Genomic DNA, 17,067 nt, shown 5'->3' on the forward strand with positions numbered 1-17,067 from the left:
TCAATGTACAGGAAGAGGCGGATGCGGGATTGCCGACAACAGCTCGCGTGTATAGACGTCCTGCGGTGCGTCGAGCACCGTATCGGTCGCGCCCTGCTCGACAATTCGTCCGCTTCGCATCACGATGACGCGATCACACAAGAGCCGGACCACGTTTAAATCGTGGGATACGAACAGATAACTCATGCCCATCGACTGCTTGAGATCCTGCAGCAGGTTCAACACCACCGCCTGCACCGATACATCGAGCGCCGCTGTGGGTTCATCCAGAATAATGAGGTCCGGCTTCAGTGCAATGGCCCGCGCAATTCCGACACGCGCCTTCTGGCCACCAGACATCTGGTGTGGAAAACGATCCAAAAGCGACAGCGGCAAGCCCACCTGACGTGCCAATTCCTCGCAGCGCGCGCGTAAAGCGGCTGCGCCCTTGATGTCCCCCAGCTGCATGATTGGATCGGCAATGGCCCGCGCTGCCGTGAACCGCGGATTGAGGCTGTCGGTTGGGTCCTGAAACACCATCTGAATCCGCTTACGTAGCGGCAGTCGCGCAAAGGCGTTAGGGAGAATTCCACCGATGTCTTCACCATCGAACACAATTCGTCCTGATGTCTGCCCAAGCAACCGCATCACCATCATCGACGTGGTGGATTTCCCGCAACCGGATTCCCCAACAAGACCGACGCTTTCACCGCGACTGACCGAAAAGCTGATGCCATCCACGGCCCGGAACTGCTCCGGTTCGACCGGCGGCTTGCGGCCAAACAGTGAAGACAATGTCTTTGACACACCCTGACGCGGATACTCCTTGACGAGTTTCTCAACAACCAGCAGCGGCGTTGTGTCTGCCTCCCCCGCAGACGCAACATCTGCCGTCGCCGGCAAAGCCGCCTTTTCTTCGTCGGAGAGCAAATCCCGCAAAGAAACACCCAGCCTTGGCGTCGCTCGCATCAGTTTACGTGTATAGGGATGCTCCGGATTGGCGAAAATGTCCTTCGACAACGCGGTCTCGACCACGTTGCCCCTTTCCATCACCACCACGCGGTCGCAATAGGCCGCCGCAAGCCCCAGATCGTGCGTGATCAGAATGGTGGACATGCCCCGGCTCTTCGTCAGTTCCACGATCAGGTCCATCACCGCCTTCTGGGTGGTAACATCAAGGCCTGTGGTCGGCTCGTCAGCGATCAGAAGCTGAGGATTGCATGCCAATGCAAGAGCGATGACGACGCGCTGACACATGCCGCCGGACAGCTCAAATGGATAGGCATGATAGCGCTCGCGCGGGCGTGCGATTTTCACCTGCTCCAGTGCCTCAATCGCCTTTTCTCCGCGGTCATTGGACGTCGACTGCACATGCTGACGCAGCACGTCTTCGATCTGATCGCCGACCTTCCGGATCGGATTGAGTGCAGCACGGGGATTCTGGAAAATCATCGACATTTCGCGACCACGCAGATCGCGCATTTCCGTCTCGGATGCATTCTTGACGTCGATTCCGGAAAACATGATGGAGCCGTCCGCAATCTTTCCCGCGCGATCAAGAATGCGCATCACGGCGTAGGACGTCACCGACTTTCCCGAGCCGGACTCACCGACGATACCCAACGTCTCACCCTTGGCGACGGTGACATTGACCTGCTGGATGGCACGGACAATTCCGCGCCGGGTCGCAAACTCCACGGTGAGATTATTGACGTCGAGCAACGGCATCGCGGTCATCCGTCATGTCCTCCGCTGCGGATCGACGATGTCGCGGAGCCCGTCGCCGAGCAGGTTGAAGCAAAACACCGCGATCATCAACGCCAGCCCGGGGAAGAAGGCGATCCACCATTCTCCGGAGACCATGAAGGTCGCCCCTTCCGCGACCATAATTCCCCACTCCGCCGTCGGCGGACGAACACCAAGACCAATGAACGAAAGGCCCGCCGCATTAAGGATCGCGTAGCCCATGGTCAGCGACATCTGCACGATCATGATCGGCATGATGTTGGGCAGGATATGCCCCAGCAGAATGCGGTACTCGCTGTTGCCCGACAATCTAGCCGCCTGCACGAAACCGGCATCGCGACGAACATTGGCCTCAGCACGCGCCACACGAACATACAGCGGGAAATTCACGATGGCGGTAGCAATAATGATATTTTGTACAGTGTTGCCGAGCGCGGCGACGATACCCATCGCCAGCACGAACAACGGAAACGCCATAATCGTGTCCGCGATGCGTCCGACAATGCGGTCGGTCCAGCCGCCGAAGTAACCCGCAGCAATGCCGGCAATGCCACCCATAAAGAACACCAGCACGACCGAGGCGGCTGCAATGAAGAAGTCGAGCCGGGTCGCAACAATTACCCGGCTCAGGATGTCGCGCCCAAGTTGGTCGGTGCCGAACCAGTGTGCCGCCGAGGGCGGTTTCAACGCCTGGGCCGTATTGCTGGCCAGCGGATCGTAAGGCACGATCGAGGGACCGAACACCGCCGCAAAGACAATCAGAACAAGAAGTCCGAAGGCGAACGCCGTGACGAGGTTCTCACCCAGAATGTATCGCGCGTGCTGGAGCGTTGCCTTAAAACCTGAGGCCTGCGCTGTTGATGCAATTTCGGCAACGGGTGCGACAGTGCTCATCCTTCCAACCTCACACGCGGATCGATGACGCCATAGAGAATGTCGATAACCAGATTGAGCAGGACGTACATCACCGCCATCGTCAGCACGAATCCCTGCACCGGCGCGAAATCGGACGAGATCAGCGCTTCGACGGCATAGGAGCCGATGCCAGGCCACGCGAACACTTTCTCAACCAGCACATTCGCGCCGAGCAGAAACGAGAAAACCATGCTCAGCGTTGTAATGACCGGCAACATCGCGTTGCGGAACGCATAGGTGACGATGACCTTGGACGGCGACAATCCGCTTGCACGTGCGGTACGGACAAAGTCAGAAGCCAGAACCGCCAGCATCGAGGCGCGGGTCATACGCGCAATCGGCGCCAGCGAGAAAATTGCAAGCGTTGCCGCCGGCAGGATCAACTGGCTCAGCGCCGAACGGAACGTCTCAATGTTTTGCGCGAGCAAGCTGTCGATCAGGTAAAATCTGGTGACGGCAGGCGGAGCGCTTGCGAACACGTCCAGACGCCCGAGCGGCGCCGGCGACCAGCCAAGCTTGAAATAGAAGACGTAGACCAACACCAGCCCGGTAAAGAACACCGGCAGCGATACACCGGCGGTTGTCAGAACACGACAAAGATGGTCGATCCAGGAGCCTGGCCGCGTCGCAGCCAGAATACCCAGCGGAATCGCGATCGAAATAGCAATCAAAAGCCCGGTCAGCGTCAATTCGGCGGATGCCGGCAATCGATTGCGGATTTCCGTCGCAACCGGCTGACCGGTCGTCAGCGAATTACCGAAGTCACCCTTCGACAAATCGACGGTGTAGCGCACGAACTGCTCGATCAGCGGCTTGTCGAGGCCCAGCTTTTTACGAATCTGCTCGATGGCTTCTTTGGTTGCAGCAGGTCCCGCGAAGTAAGCCGCCGGATCTCCCGGCAATGCGCGAGTCAGAAGAAACGTGACAATCACGACCCCGATGAGGCTCGGGATCGCAAATGCCAGCCTTTTTCCAATCATACCGAGCATGGAAGCCCCCACCCCTGACCGTTACGCTTTTACAAGTGCGCGATAATCGAGACGGCGGTGGAACCAATACTGATAACCAGAGATATTCTTCTGCATCGCGACATTGACGTAGGGCTGATACAGCGGAATGCGCGGAATGTCCGCGTAGGCGAGATCGACAAAGCCCCTTACATCCTTGTCGTAGGTGGGCGTGTCGCCGATCGCGGCGGCATCGACTGCGCCATTGATGTACTTGTCCATCTCCGGCGACTTGTAACTCATCGTATTGAAGATCGAATTCTTCCCGCTGTAGCACCAGATGAAGAAGTACTCGGGATAATCGAGCCAGCCGGAAAACACATTGGTGTAGAGCGGTAGCACCTTCTTGTTCAGTTCGGTGCGCCAGTTGGCGCCCGGAATCTTGTTGATGGTGGTCTTGATGCCGATCTGGCCGAGACTTTCCTGAACCAGAATGCAAAGCGGCTCGTTAACACCGGCAAAACCAAGATCGAACGACAGCGTGGTCTCAAAGCCATTCGGATAGCCGGCCTCTGCAAGGAGCGCCTTGGCTTTTGCAATATCGGTGTTGAACTTGTGCGGCTGCGGCCATGCCACCTCGGTGCCGCCGGTGCCACCAAACATCGGCTTGGCGAGACCAAACAGCACTGCATCCATGATTTTCTGGTAAGGCAGCGCATAGGCGACGGCCTGGCGTACCTTCGGATTGTCGAACGGTGGCTGGGTGACGTTCATGCCGATATACTGAACGCCGTTTGAGTATGGCGTCGAAACAATGTTGAGCTTGCCGGAATCTTTCAGTTCAACAAAATCCTTGTTGGGCAGATCGTACGAGATATCGGCATCGCCGCGCTCCAGCAGCGCGCGTCTGTTGCCGGCCTGCGGAACCATGCGCCAGATAACGCGCTTGATCTTCGGCATCGGGCCGCCGACCCAGTTCTCATTGCGCTCCATCACCACTTCGGTGCCGGCGGTCCAGCTTTTTACCTGATAAGCGCCGGAGCCCGCGGTATTCTGCTTGGTGTATTCGAGACCCCAAGGATCTTTCTCCGTCGCGCTTTTCTTCACCAGCTCCGAATTCACGATGCAGGGGACGATCACAGCGAGATCAGGGATGGTCAGGCGATCCTTCTTGGCGAAGTCCACGCGCACCGTGTTGTCGTCGACGATGACGAACTGCTCCGGCTTGGTGAGCGAACCTGCGCTCATCTGGAAGGTCGGGAAACCACCGACGCTCACGGCGCGGTCGAGAGACCATTTCACATCCTTCGCCGTCACCGGCGTCCCGTCGTGAAACGTCGCCTTTTTCTTCAGTTTGAATGTGACCGACATGTCGCCGACATTCATGTCCTCGGCCAGTTCAGGCTTGAACTTGTCGCGGTCATAGTACGGAACGCCGTTGGCGCCGGTTTTCATTTCGTGGCTGATGAGGCGGTCATAGCAATTCCAGGACACTTCGTATCCAGGCACGTTCGTGCCGACACCGTGGATATCCAGATTGTTGGGCCCGCTTTCGGAAACGATCAGCAGCGTTTCAGATCGTGCGTCCGCCTTGGCAGCCGACCAGATCGCCGGCCCCGGTATCGCCGCACCTGCCGCCGCTCCGGTGACCGTCTTCAGAAAATCGCGACGCTTCATGATGTTCTCCAACGCGTTGAGACTTCGCCGGAGATGACTTCGCAAGCTTCATGCCAGATCTTAAGAAGGTCTTAAAACACCGCTAAACTATTGAATCCGCGCCGGATTATAGGAAGAGCGAAAGAAGCCGCGCTAATTGCGCTGCAAGGCGATTGCATACAAAGATGATGATATGCATATTTTTTATGCTCGCATTTAGCAGTGCACAGATTTTATCCGGCTACGAATGCACGATCCAACACCGTCCAAACTGGGCGATTCCATTCCGCGGCCCTGGCTCGAAAAGGCACCTGCTTAGCTGCGCAGATAGGTCAGGCGCCACCGGACGAGATCGTCCGCCCCAGGACCCGGTTGCGGCTGCAAGTCGTTCAGTTGAACGGTTTCGCCTGTGTCCTGATCAACCATCGCAAGCTTCACGGGCCCGCCGGTCTTTCGATTGGTAAACTTGAGCGGCGGCCCGCCCCTCCCGGAGGCACCCCACTTGTCCCCCACCTGAACCAGCGCCTGCGTCAGCAGGATCGTGTCCCTGCCCTTTCGAGTCAGAATGTATTCGTAGCGCTCGGGGTTCACCTGATAGCGGCGGCGCTCAATCAACGCGTTTTCTTCGAGATGCTTGAGACGGTCGGACAGCGTTGCGTTGGTCACTCCGGTCGAGCGGCGCAAATCCTCATACTTGCTCAGACCGAATGAGAGGTCGCGCAAAATCAGCACGGCCCATCGATCGCCGATCGCGGCCAATACGCCGGCGATCGAGCACGCCATTCCCTCAAAGCCTTTTGACTTCATAAAAGTACTTGCCTCCTAGTAACTCTTATCATTAGAGTAACTGACCGTCCAGTCTTCTCGGGACCGGACTGGGACAGCGCGAAAACAACGACATCACAAAAAGCGGTTTAGGGACGGCAACCATGAGCAAGCTTCGCGACCTTGTGATCGATGCACACGGAGGCATCGATCGTTGGAATAAAGTGAAGGCCATCGACGGCGATATGTCCATCACTGGCTTGCTCTGGGCAAGAAAGGGCTGGCCGGATGCCCTCAAGGACGTCCATGTCACCATCGATACCAAGTCGCAATCGACCAGCTATCGCCCGTTCACAGACCCGAACAAACGCAGCATCTATCGGCCAGATCATACAGCCGTTGAGACCCTCGACGGGCAAGTGCTGGAGGAACGACACGATCCACGCTCGGCGTTCGAAGGCCACAAGCCGGAAACACCCTGGGACGCCCTCCATCTCGCGTACTTCAGCGGCTACGCAATGTGGAATTATCTCTGCACGCCTTTCATGTTCGCATTACCGGGGTTCAAAACCGAAGAAATCGATCCTTGGAATGAAAATGGCGAAGTTCGCCGCAGACTCAAAGTGACTTTCCCCCACACCGTCGCCACCCACTGCTCCGAACAGATCTTTCATATCAATGGCGACGGTCTGGTCTGCCGGCTGGACTACGGAGCAGAGGTCGCAAGCAACATTCCCACGGCTCACTATGTCGAGGACTACAAGACGTTCGACGGCATCAAGATCGCGACCAAGCGGCGCGCGCTGCGCCGCAACCCGGATGGCACTGCGGTCCCTGCTCCTGTCGCCGTCGCTATCGATATAGCGAACATCAGCTTCTCCTGAGGCTGCGGCGGTATCCGCCCAATCAAACGGCCGTCGGACGGCAACACCGTATATCGGAGGAACAAGTGCTAGAGGCCAACGAAAAACACCACACGGTGACGTTAACCGTCAACGGCATACGCCAGACCGCCTCGGTGGAGGCGCGCAAGCTGCTGGTCCATCTGCTTCGGGACGATCTGAATCTGACCGGCACGCATGTCGGCTGCGACACCTCGCAGTGCGGCGCATGCACCGTCGATATCGATGGACAAGCGGTCAAATCCTGTACCGTTCTCGCTGTGATGGCCGATGGGTCGTCCATCACGACGATCGAGGGCCTAGCACCGGCTGGCGGCGCACTGCACCCCATTCAAGCAGCGTTTCACGAACATCACGCCCTGCAATGCGGTTTCTGCACGCCGGGAATGATCATGAGCGTCCGCCAGTTGCTCAAGCAACACCCGAATCCCACGGAAGACGAAATCCGCCACAACCTCACCGGCAACATTTGCCGCTGCACCGGCTACCACAACATCGTGCGGGCAGTTGAATCGCTTGCAGCGGGAGCACATCATCATGACTGAAGCAGCCGCCACCAAGTACATGGGTCAGCCGCTTCGGCGACGCGAAGACTTCAAGTTCATTACCGGCAAGGGGCGCTATACGGACGACATGAAGTCGCCGGGCATGCTCCACATGGCGATTCTCCGCTCGCCGCATGCCCATGCCATCATCAAGCATGTTGACCTGTCTACGGCTCGGAGCGCGCCAGGTGTTCATCTTGTTTTGTCCGGTGCCGACCTCGTCGGAAAAATGGGCTCGATGGAACCCAACTGGGTCATTCCGGGGACCAAGGTCCCAGATCGTCCGGTTGTTGCGGTGGATCGCGTCCGCTTCGTCGGTGAATGCGTTGCGGTCGTCGTCGCCGAAACGCAGGCCCTGGCTCACGACGCTGTCGGATTGATCGAAGTTGATTACGAGACGCTCCCTGCCGTCATCGATGAAGAGGCCGCCATCCGCGAGGGTGCGCCGCAGCTTCATGACAACGTACCGAAGAACATTACGACGCTCTACAAGATTGGCGGTGGTGACTACAAGAAGGCCGCCAGCGAAGCGGACCACGTAATCAAGCTTCGTGTGATCAACAACCGCCTGATACCCACCTGCATGGAGACGCGCTCGATCCTTGCGGAGCCGAACGTCGATGGAACACTGACCGTCAACATCCAGAGTCAGGTCCCTCACATGCACAGGCGCTGGATCGCCGATACTGTCCGCATTCCTGAGCACCAGCTCCGGATCGTCGCGCCCGACATCGGCGGCGGGTTCGGCGCAAAGATGCATCTTTATCCCGAGGAACTGCTCTGCCCTTATCTTGCGCGCCAGCTCGGCGTGCCTGTGAAATGGTGGGAGTCCCGCTCGGAGAGCCATCAATCCACCAACCACGGGCGTGCACATACCGAGACCATCGAGGTTGCATTCCGCAACGATGGAAAGATTCTCGGACTGAGAGTTGAAACGCTGGGCAACGTCGGCGCCTACCTGTCGAACATGGCGTCCGGCGGCCCGACCGTGAATACGGTCAACTTCGGCACGGGCACGTACAAGATCGACAACTACGAGGCATTCTCCCGGGTCGTTGTCACCAATACCGTTCCGGTCGATGCCTACCGCGGCTATGGCCGCCCCGAAGGCGGATACATCGCGGAGCGCGCCATCGACGCGGTCGCACGTCATCTGAAGCTCGATCAGGTCGAAGTGCGCAAACGGAATTTCATTCAGCGCGCCGACTTTCCGCATCGCCCCTATAACGGGCCAGCAGTTATTTACGACAGTGGCAACTACCAGGGCTTGCTGGCAAAAGCTCTGGAGGCGTTCAAATACGACGAGCGGATCGCCGAACGCGATCAGTTGCGCAGTGAAGGCCGTTATCGCGGCATCGGCGTCGCCGCTTACACTCATATGTGCGGCATGGCCCCATCGCGCCGCCTGTCACTGATGGGATTCAATCGCGGAGGCTGGGAAAGCGCCCGTGTAAGCATCGACTCGAGCGGGCGCGCTACGATCTTCTCCGGCTCCATGAGCCAGGGCCACGGCCACAACACGTCACTTGCCCAGATCGCGGCAGACGTTCTTCAGATTCCGATCGAAAGCATCGACATCGTGCAGGGCGATACGCGGCAGGTTCAGGCCGGCCACGGCACTTTCAATTCCCGCTCCATGGCAGTCGGCGGATCGAGCGTTCACGTCACATCACAACGGATCGTCGCCAAAGCCAGAAAGATCGCAGCAAGCATGCTGGAGGTGGATGAAAAGGACGTTTCGTACCGGGCCGGGGAATTTAGCGTGCCGGGTACAGATATCGCACCACTCAGCTTCGGCAAGATCGCCCGCATGGCCTATGTCGGTCACAAGTTGCCTGACGGCATGGAGCCGGGTCTTGACGAAACGACGTTTTACGATCCGGCTGGCATGGGGTCGCCTTCTGGAATCCATATGGCCTATATCGAAGTCGATCCTGAAACCGGCATGGTCGATATCCTCGATTATGTCGCGGTGGACGATGTCGGCACGATCATCAATCCCCTGCTCGCAGCTGGACAAATTCATGGCGGCGTTGTGCAGGGCATCGCTCAGGCTCTGTACGAAGAGGTCAGTTACGATCCTGATACCGGGCAATTGATGACCGGTTCATTGCTCGATTATGCAGTTCCGCGCGCGGAACATGTTCCAAATATCCGGACGTCCTTCCAGGAAACGCCGTCTCCCACCAATCCGATCGGTGTCAAAGGCATCGGCGAAAGCGGATCCATTGCGGCACCACCATGCATGGTGCACGCAGTGCTCGACGCACTATCGCCGTTCGAAATCCCACATCTGGATATGCCGATGACGCCGCCGCGTATCTGGTCCGCAGTTCAACGCGCACGCGCAGGAGTAAGCCAATGATCCCGGCCTCATTCGACTACGTTCGAGCGACTTCGCTTCGCGAAGCAGTTGACCTGCTGCAGCAAGACCCTGACAGCACCAAGCTCGTGGCTGGCGGCCATACACTGATCCCGACGCTGAAACTGCGCCTTGCATCACCTGCGTTGCTGGTCGATATCCGCAACCTCAAGGAATTGAAGGGGATCGAGATCGGAGACTGGGTCAGGATCGGAGCGCTGACCACACATGCTGAACTCCTGGCGTCCAATGAGCTGTACGGCGTGCTGCCTATCTTCCGCCAAGCCGCTGATATCATCGCCGATCCGCAAGTGCGCAATTGCGGAACCATCGGCGGATCGTTGGCGAATGCCGACCCGGCGGCCGACTGGCCGGCCGTTGTCACCGCTCTGAAGGCGGAATTGGAGATCACGGGTCCCGGCGGCTCCCGGCGCATCGGCGCGAGGGATTTCTTCCTCGACATCTTCACGACTGCTCTGGAAGTCGACGAAGTCCTGGTAGCGATCCATATCCCCCGTCCCAACGCCGGGACCCGGTTCAGGTATCGCAAGATCCGGCACCCTGCGAGCGGCTATGCCGTTATCGGCGTAGCCGTCGGTGTATCTCTGGCGGATGGTGTCGTCTCGGAGGCTTCCATCGGTGTCACAGGTGCTGCCGGTCACGCTTTTGCGGCCGAAGCCGCGACCGGCTACCTGATCGGCAAGGCCCTCCTCCGCGAGACCATCGAAATGACGGCGCGGCTTGCAAGCGAGCAAGCACCATGTCTGTCCGATCATTATGCGTCAGCGCAATATCGCCAGCACCTCGTCAAAACAGAGGTTGCAAGAGCACTGACATCTCTGATCGCGGTGCCATGATCGCAGATCCAGGCGCTCAACCAGGTTGCAGTCTTATTTGCTCTTCCGTCTCGATGAGGATGCACGAGCCTTTGCACCTGCTTTGCCCCCGCCAATATCGGGGCGAATGGCGACCGCACCAAATCTCTTCCGGTTGAACGGCACGGCGCCGGAACCGGCAACAATCTCGATATCTTCAAGGCTGAGCGGTTTGCCCTGCGCAGTCAACAATTCGGGGTACTGGATTTCCTGCCCATTAGAACGGTCATGGAAAACGACCTGCGGCCCCGCGGGCTCAGCCAGCCAGTCATCCCCCCATTTTTTGAGCGCCAGATAGGTCGGAAAGAAATCCCGGCCCTTCTCCGTCAAGACATATTCATATCGGCCGGCGTGTTCAGGCAGAGGAACACGGGTCATGATCCCGGCATCCACGAGTTTCTTCAGGCGAGTACTGAGAATGTTTGGTGCTATGCCGACATAGTACTGGAATTCATCGAAACGCTTGACGCCATAATAGGCCTCGCGCAGCAGCAGGATCGACCACCTGTCTCCCAATGCTTCCATGGCGCGCGCCACCGAACATTCCCTGTTGGCAATTCGGCTTCGCTTCACATCAGCCATTTGCTGTCTTCCAATTCTCGAATCTTGCTCCTCACAATATGGAGCCCGCCATTCGCCTGTCCAGCGCCCTCCTGCCCGCTTTTAGTAGGGTTTGAACCCTGTGGTCCCAGCCATTGTCCGGTCAAGGGCCGGAAGCAGCATCTATAATCGTGCCGAACGGCTGCCAGCGCTCGCCCACCAGACGTCGAAGCTGCATGGATTTTATGGGGGCCAGATCATCCGGACTGGTGTTGACTCTGATCCCCGGCATCAGCATGTCGATCTCAAAATTCCGGATATTTGAAGCCTGACGCATAACATTGTCACGGGTGAGATCATCGCCCGCCTGTTTCAAGACCTGCACCATCGTCTGCGCCATGACATAACCTTGGGTGTTGCCTGTCGCGGTCACATCTGCCCCCGGATAGTATTTTTCCAGAAAGGCGAGATAGGCCTTGACGCCCGGATCTCCGGCCATCGCCGGATCCGTAGCGTCCTTGAGGAACCCGCCACTGACAATGCCTTGTGACACATCAAATCCCGCAGGTTTGATGACGCTGCCGATCGAAGCTGAAGGGATGTTGAGAATATGGACCGGCTTCCATCCCAGTTCCGCAATCTTCCGGATCGCTTGGGCTGCGAATTTCGGGCCGGTAAAGTTCATGAAGATATCGGCGCCACTGGCCTTTAGCGCGACGACCTGGGAGTCGACCGTCGGGACCGAAACTTCATAGCTCGTCTCCGCCACGATCATCGAGGCTTTCGCGCCTAGACCCTGCTTCAGTCCGTTCAGGATGTCCTTGCCGTAATCGTCATTCTGGTAGAGGACCGCGATCTTTCCACCCGGGTGATTGGCCGCAACATATTGACCGTAAACCCTGCCCTCCGTCAGAAACGACGGCTGGAATCCGGTTGTCCATGGAAAGTTTTTTGGATCGTTCCATTTCGATCCGCCACCGCCGACAAAGAGATGGGGCACTTTCTTCGCATTGACATATTTATGGATGGCCGTGTTGGTCGGAACGCCGAACATGCTGAACAGCAGCAGAACCTCATCATTCTCGACCAGCCTGCGGGTTTGCTCCACCGTCTTGGGCGGGCTGTAAGCATCGTCATAACTGATAAATCTGATCTTGCGGCCGTTCACACCGCCCTCGGCATTCACCTTCTCGAAATATGCCGCCTCAGCCTTGCCCAGTAGACTCCAGGCAGAACCCTGCCCGCTGTAGGGCATGGTATTGCCAATCTTGATCTCGCTGTCAGTCGCGCCTGTATCATATTTCTTCTCGGCCGCGCTGGCGTTGCCCCAGGCCAATACTGCGGCCGCTGCAACATATGCCATGACTGTCATCATGCGCATTTCGACGTCCTCCAGACACAATTGTGCGCTTCAGCCGCGCGGACACGCGGCCGACGATCGAGTTTCAAGACATTAATGATCAGGTCGCCTAGCCGGATTCCCCGGCTTTCACAGACGGCTCCGGCTGCGACGCCCGAGGGTGTGAAACAAGCACACCCGTCTCAGCCAGACGCTTCAACTCGGCTTCGGGAACTCCGAGCTCACTGAACACCGCGTAGTTATGCTCACCCTGAAAAGCAGGTGCTCCAATTGGCGTCAGCTCGTCGCCGGAGAAATGCCACGGCCGACCGGGTAAACGGTATTCGCCACCGCTGCGGTCCGGCACATGTTGAACAGCCCCCCAGTATTCACTCCACTCCGATTTGATGAGATCCTTGGTCGAGCGAATTTCTCCCATCGCGATTTTGGCTTCGTCAAACTGGGCATCAAGTGTCGCCATATCGGGAAAAGTCAGCATCCACGACTGAATGATCTGATGCAGCGCGCCGAAATTCAGGCGGCGAGCTGCCGCCGACGAGAAGCGAGGATCATCCATCAGATCAACACGGCGCATGGCACGCAGCCACGACGGAAACGTGCGGCTGCCGACAATGCTCGTTGCTACCGTGAAATGTTCACCGTTCGGACCCGTGAAGAACGAACAGTCAGTAGCACCCAGAATCGCCGGCTCCGCTCCGATGTCGTCATCCGACATATCAAGATGGGCTCGTTCATTAATCGCTAGCAGCGTCGCCGCCATAGCGACATCGATGTACTGACCTCGCCCGGTCTTCTGGCGGCTGTTGAGCGCGGCAAGAATCGCAATCACCGCCTGCAAACCAGTGTAAACGTCAGCATGCGACAGGCTGTCGGTCCGCGGTTCGGCGAGCGCTTCGCCGTAGTGGCGGACGCTGTTGTGGGTGAACCCTGCCTCGGCCTGCACTGTCGGTGCGTAAGCCATGCGGCTGCGCCACGGGCCGCTCTGGCCGTATCCCGTGATGGACGCGTAAATCAGCCGCGGATTACGTTTAGACAGCGTTTCATAATCGAGGCCGAAAAATCCGAGCGTCCCTGCGCGGAAATTCTCCACCACGATGTCCGCTGTGTCGCACAGTTTCAGTGCCAGTTCATAAGCGCCCGGCAAATTCAGATTGATACTGACGTTGCGCTTTCCGGCATTCTGCTGGGCGTAATACCCTGACATTCCGTCAGTCGACGGAAACGCAAAGCGCGACACGTCCGGGCTCGGCGGTTCGATCTTGATGACCTCGGCACCAAGGTCTTGCAATGTACGCGCGCACAGGGGGCCGGCCAGCACACGGGAAAAGTCGACGATACGAATTCCACTCAGAGGACCGCTCATGTCAGCGCCCCGCGAACTTGGCGAGACCCGGGCCGTTCTTACGGAACGAAGCGAGCCCGGTCTTGAGGTCTTCGGATGACCAGATCGGCGCCTGAATGCGCGCCATGGCCTCGTCAGCGGCATCAACGCCTTCGTTGACCGCGATATGCACAAGCTGCTTGGTCGCCGCGTGAGCCAACGTCGGCCCCTGCGCGAATTCTTCCGCAACCGACATCGTCGCGCTCTCCAGCGACTCTTCCGGAACGGTGAGGTTGATCAGTCCCCACTTTTCAAGGGTCGGGGCATCATACCGCCGCGCCAGCATTGACATTTCCTTGGCGCGCTGCGCGCCAATGCGCTGAACCTGGCGCTGGATACCACCCAGTAGCGGGTGAAGACCAAGCGTGGCTTCCACTGAACCGATCTTCGCCGACGACGCAGCAACGATGTAATCGCAGCTTAAGGCCAGCTCCAGTCCGCCGCCGAGGCAGACGCCATGTACGCTTGCGATCAGCGGGATGGGCAGCAATTCCATGAAGCGAAGGAATTCCACGCCAGTCAGGCGGCGGTTTTCGTTCGCCTGATCGCCGCTACCCTCCGCGACCCGCTTGTCGAAAATATCGAGATCGGCGCCGGCCGAGAAATGCCGCAATCCGCTGCGGATCACAATCGCACGACTTCCATCTTTCTGCGCCTCCTCAACCTTCTCCACGATGGCATTGATGAGCTTGGGCCCCAAGAGATTATAAGGCCGGTAAACCATCGTCAGGATTGAGATATTGCCGCGCTGCTCGCGCGTAACCAGTGCATCCTCGGACAAAGTACGCCTCCCGTTCTGCAGGCGCATTCATTTCGCGCCAATATCGTTACGGGAGGAAGCCTAGCCCATGACTTGCAATTTGCAAGTCAATATTCACGCAGATCAGCCATCTTGCCGCTCGACTCGGTTCTTGAGGACGCCGATCCTCTCGACTTCGAGCTCGATTTCGTCGCCATGCTCGAGAAACCAGCCAAGCTCCAGACCACACCCGTTGCCCACCGTACCGGAGCCGATGAATTCACCCGGCATCAGGGTTTCGTCCTGGGTAACGTGTTCGATGATTTCTTCAAAAGAGAATAGCATGCCGTCGCTTACACCGTTTGAACGCACCTCGCGATTGACGCGAACTTCCATGTTCAGCTTGTAGGGGTCACCGATTTCATCGGGGGTGACGATCCACGGCCCAAGCACATTGCCGCCGTCAAAGCTTTTACCTTTCGCTGGACCGAGCCGGCCTTCCATTTCGACGCGCTGAGCATCGCGCGCCGAGAAATCGTTGAAGATCGTATAGCCAAAAATGTGATCATGAGCTTTGGCAGCCGAGATATTGGCACCCTTGCCCTTGGTAATGATGCCGAATTCAAGCTCGTAATCCATGACCTTACTGTATCGCGGCCATTTGACAGTCGTATTGGTGCCCTTCACGCTGAAACGGTTGGTGATGTAATAGATTGGTTGCTTACGGTAGATTTCAGGAAGCTCAGGTAACGGCTCGGCCTCCAGGCGGGCTAGTTCGGCCTTATCGCCTTCTGCCCGCGCTTTCAGTTTCAGTTGGCCGCGAGGCGATTGACGGATATGCAGCGGAAACGACATACCGTCCCGCATCTGACGCGGCTCTGGTAGAGGCGCGAGAATTTCTGCACCCGAAACAGCAGTCGACAAATCCATGTCGCTGCCATAGCGATCAAACAACGCTCTGGCCTGATCGAGCATAGCGTCACCACCATCGATCAACGCTATCATGGAGCTGAATGCGGGATTGGCATTCCCTGCGCGCGAGGAAGCTGTTGCAAGGTCAAATAGACTCGCGTCGCCATTATGGACGATCGCGACGCTCTCCTTGTCATTCAGACGGTATGTTGCGAGTTTCACCGACAGTTCCTCCGTTTGTCTCTTGATGCATCGGAGCCGGAATTTTCCGCTCCTCTCAGCTCAGGATAGATTATGACTTTCATTTTGCAAGTCATAAGGTTTGCAAACAGTGGCAGGCTGGAATCGTACCCCTGCTTTACGACGGGGACTTTGAGGGATTTTACCGGTGAGAACCTTCATTTCCGTCCGTAACGACACCATTCGCAAATCCTGCGCTGGGCTGCTATGCGCACGCGATGAAGGCGGCTATCCTAAACTCTTGAGCCAATCGCCGATTTTGCGCAGCGCGTCATTTGCCTTGGGGAGCAGCTTGCCCATGGTGATGAAGCCATGGAATTGACCGGGATACATCCGGTGGACGACCGGCACGCCCGCCTCGCTGAGGCGTTTTGCGAACTGATCGCCTTCGTCGCGCAAGGGATCTGCGCCGGCCGTCAGGATAAAGGCAGGGGGCAAACCTGAGAGGTGCTTTACGCGCGCCGGAGAAGCTCGCCAATCCTCACAGTCCGCCGCACTATTGAGATAGTGATCGCGAAACCAGCGGATGACAGAATGTGTGAGCAAGGCGTCCGTTTCGGGTTCGCTATGCGAGGGATGTCTCATTGAAAAATCGGTCGCAGGATAGATCAGCACCTGGCCTGCAATCCTTGGTCCCGCGTCCCTTGCATTGATCGATACGACTGCAGCGAGATTGCCACCGGCGCTATCGCCTCCAACGATCAGCTGTGCATCATCTATCTTCAGATCGCGAGCGTTCTGTGAAATCCAGTCCGTCGCTGCGATGGCATCGTCCACGGCCGCCGGAAACTTATGCTCTGGCGCAAGCCGGTAATCGACCGAGATGACGATAAGCTGACCTTCATGGGCGAGCGTACGGCAAACGACGTCGTGAGAGTCGAGGTCGCCAATAACCCAGCCTCCGCCGTGGAAAAAGACCAGACACGGCGATAAGCCGTCTGCCTGCCTCAGCGCCAAGGGCTTGTAGAGGCGTGCTGGGATCAATCCGGCCGGCCCCGGTATCATCAGCGATTCCGCTGATCCTATTCGGGGCGGTTCGGGATTGGAAACAACACGACTGGCCAGATACATCTGGCGGGCTTCCTCCGGAGAAAGCGTTTCATACGGTGGACGGCAGGCTTCACGAAAGGCAGCGAGAACAGCAGCGGCATCTGAATCAAGAACAACTGGCATCCAACTCCCCATGGCCCAAGCAGACCTTTA

General features: G+C 57.8%; 15 protein-coding genes. 4 read left to right on the forward strand and 11 right to left on the reverse strand.

The genetic code is table 11. From position 1 onward, the window contains the following. From AC1Q67_RS21870 to AC1Q67_RS21890, 5 genes are all read right to left on the reverse strand, one after another. Positions 1-1,716, reverse strand: coding sequence for a dipeptide ABC transporter ATP-binding protein (locus AC1Q67_RS21870; protein ID WP_492237350.1), 1,716 nt, complete (start codon positions 1,714-1,716; stop codon positions 1-3). Positions 1,717-1,719: 3 nt separating this feature from the next. Continuing rightward, complete coding sequence (locus AC1Q67_RS21875; RefSeq protein WP_024573695.1) at positions 1,720-2,619, reverse strand: ABC transporter permease; 900 nt, start codon at positions 2,617-2,619, stop codon at positions 1,720-1,722. Next, positions 2,616-3,629 (reverse strand): ABC transporter permease, encoded by a 1,014-nt coding sequence (locus AC1Q67_RS21880; RefSeq protein WP_492237349.1) that lies wholly within the window; start codon positions 3,627-3,629, stop codon positions 2,616-2,618. Before AC1Q67_RS21880 ends, AC1Q67_RS21875 begins: the two co-directional genes overlap by 4 nt. A 21-nt stretch (positions 3,630-3,650) precedes the next feature. After that, the gene (locus AC1Q67_RS21885; RefSeq protein ID WP_492237348.1) at positions 3,651-5,264 is read right to left on the reverse strand and encodes an ABC transporter substrate-binding protein; all 1,614 of its coding nucleotides are present in this window, start codon (positions 5,262-5,264) and stop codon (positions 3,651-3,653) included. Between the two features lie 294 nt (positions 5,265-5,558). After that, a complete protein-coding gene (locus AC1Q67_RS21890; protein ID WP_492237347.1) occupies positions 5,559-6,050 on the reverse strand; it encodes a winged helix-turn-helix transcriptional regulator in 492 nt (163 codons plus the stop codon). A 122-nt stretch (positions 6,051-6,172) separates the two neighbouring features. On the opposite strand from AC1Q67_RS21890, the gene AC1Q67_RS21895 reads away from it, so the two are divergent. The 4 genes from AC1Q67_RS21895 (at position 6,173) to AC1Q67_RS21910 (ending at position 10,674) form a co-directional block, all read left to right on the forward strand. After that, the gene (locus AC1Q67_RS21895) at positions 6,173-6,892 is read left to right on the forward strand and encodes a hypothetical protein (RefSeq protein WP_492237346.1); all 720 of its coding nucleotides are present in this window, start codon (positions 6,173-6,175) and stop codon (positions 6,890-6,892) included. A gap of 65 nt (positions 6,893-6,957) precedes the next feature. After that, the gene (locus AC1Q67_RS21900) at positions 6,958-7,455 is read left to right on the forward strand and encodes a (2Fe-2S)-binding protein (protein ID WP_492237345.1); all 498 of its coding nucleotides are present in this window, start codon (positions 6,958-6,960) and stop codon (positions 7,453-7,455) included. After that, on the forward strand, positions 7,448-9,820 hold the full coding sequence (locus AC1Q67_RS21905) for a xanthine dehydrogenase family protein molybdopterin-binding subunit (protein ID WP_492237344.1): 2,373 nt from the start codon (positions 7,448-7,450) through the stop codon (positions 9,818-9,820). The genes AC1Q67_RS21900 and AC1Q67_RS21905 overlap by 8 nt, the downstream gene beginning before the upstream one ends. Further along, positions 9,817-10,674 (forward strand): FAD binding domain-containing protein, encoded by an 858-nt coding sequence (locus tag AC1Q67_RS21910; protein ID WP_492237343.1) that lies wholly within the window; start codon positions 9,817-9,819, stop codon positions 10,672-10,674. Before AC1Q67_RS21905 ends, AC1Q67_RS21910 begins: the two co-directional genes overlap by 4 nt. Before the next feature lie 33 nt (positions 10,675-10,707). Here AC1Q67_RS21910 and AC1Q67_RS21915 read toward each other — a convergent pair whose 3' ends face one another. The 6 genes from AC1Q67_RS21915 to lipP1 all read right to left on the reverse strand — a co-directional run bounded on the left by AC1Q67_RS21915 (position 10,708) and on the right by lipP1 (position 17,037). Further along, positions 10,708-11,274: a winged helix-turn-helix transcriptional regulator gene (locus tag AC1Q67_RS21915; protein WP_024573687.1), complete on the reverse strand. Its 567-nt coding sequence runs from the start codon at positions 11,272-11,274 to the stop codon at positions 10,708-10,710. A gap of 121 nt (positions 11,275-11,395) precedes the next feature. Continuing rightward, positions 11,396-12,613 (reverse strand): ABC transporter substrate-binding protein, encoded by a 1,218-nt coding sequence (locus AC1Q67_RS21920; RefSeq protein WP_492237342.1) that lies wholly within the window; start codon positions 12,611-12,613, stop codon positions 11,396-11,398. A gap of 88 nt (positions 12,614-12,701) precedes the next feature. Continuing rightward, complete coding sequence (locus tag AC1Q67_RS21925; protein WP_024573685.1) at positions 12,702-13,955, reverse strand: CaiB/BaiF CoA transferase family protein; 1,254 nt, start codon at positions 13,953-13,955, stop codon at positions 12,702-12,704. A gap of 1 nt (position 13,956) precedes the next feature. After that, positions 13,957-14,754 (reverse strand): enoyl-CoA hydratase/isomerase family protein, encoded by a 798-nt coding sequence (locus tag AC1Q67_RS21930; RefSeq protein WP_024578255.1) that lies wholly within the window; start codon positions 14,752-14,754, stop codon positions 13,957-13,959. A 102-nt stretch (positions 14,755-14,856) separates the two neighbouring features. Next, positions 14,857-15,846, reverse strand: a complete 990-nt coding sequence (locus tag AC1Q67_RS21935) for a fumarylacetoacetate hydrolase family protein (RefSeq protein WP_024573683.1) — start codon at positions 15,844-15,846, stop codon at positions 14,857-14,859. A gap of 246 nt (positions 15,847-16,092) precedes the next feature. Continuing rightward, on the reverse strand, positions 16,093-17,037 hold the full coding sequence (gene lipP1 / locus AC1Q67_RS21940) for a LipP1 family hormone-sensitive lipase (RefSeq protein WP_492237341.1): 945 nt from the start codon (positions 17,035-17,037) through the stop codon (positions 16,093-16,095). Positions 17,038-17,067: the final 30 nt, after the last annotated feature.

Source organism: Afipia sp. GW823-FHT06G09, from assembly GCF_058794875.1.

What these genes read in the sequence shown, in the direction of transcription:
- AC1Q67_RS21870 (WP_492237350.1), bottom strand. Translation starts at nt 1,716, where the DNA reads ATGACCGCGATGCCGTTGCTCGACGTCAATAATCTCACCGTGGAGTTT.
- AC1Q67_RS21875 (WP_024573695.1), bottom strand. Translation starts at nt 2,619, where the DNA reads ATGAGCACTGTCGCACCCGTTGCCGAAATTGCATCAACAGCGCAGGCC.
- AC1Q67_RS21880 (WP_492237349.1), bottom strand. Translation starts at nt 3,629, where the DNA reads ATGCTCGGTATGATTGGAAAAAGGCTGGCATTTGCGATCCCGAGCCTC.
- AC1Q67_RS21885 (WP_492237348.1), bottom strand. Translation starts at nt 5,264, where the DNA reads ATGAAGCGTCGCGATTTTCTGAAGACGGTCACCGGAGCGGCGGCAGGT.
- AC1Q67_RS21890 (WP_492237347.1), bottom strand. Translation starts at nt 6,050, where the DNA reads ATGAAGTCAAAAGGCTTTGAGGGAATGGCGTGCTCGATCGCCGGCGTA.
- AC1Q67_RS21895 (WP_492237346.1), top strand. Translation starts at nt 6,173, where the DNA reads ATGAGCAAGCTTCGCGACCTTGTGATCGATGCACACGGAGGCATCGAT.
- AC1Q67_RS21905 (WP_492237344.1), top strand. Translation starts at nt 7,448, where the DNA reads ATGACTGAAGCAGCCGCCACCAAGTACATGGGTCAGCCGCTTCGGCGA.
- AC1Q67_RS21910 (WP_492237343.1), top strand. Translation starts at nt 9,817, where the DNA reads ATGATCCCGGCCTCATTCGACTACGTTCGAGCGACTTCGCTTCGCGAA.
- AC1Q67_RS21915 (WP_024573687.1), bottom strand. Translation starts at nt 11,274, where the DNA reads ATGGCTGATGTGAAGCGAAGCCGAATTGCCAACAGGGAATGTTCGGTG.
- AC1Q67_RS21920 (WP_492237342.1), bottom strand. Translation starts at nt 12,613, where the DNA reads ATGCGCATGATGACAGTCATGGCATATGTTGCAGCGGCCGCAGTATTG.
- AC1Q67_RS21925 (WP_024573685.1), bottom strand. Translation starts at nt 13,955, where the DNA reads ATGAGCGGTCCTCTGAGTGGAATTCGTATCGTCGACTTTTCCCGTGTG.
- lipP1 (WP_492237341.1), bottom strand. Translation starts at nt 17,037, where the DNA reads ATGCCAGTTGTTCTTGATTCAGATGCCGCTGCTGTTCTCGCTGCCTTT.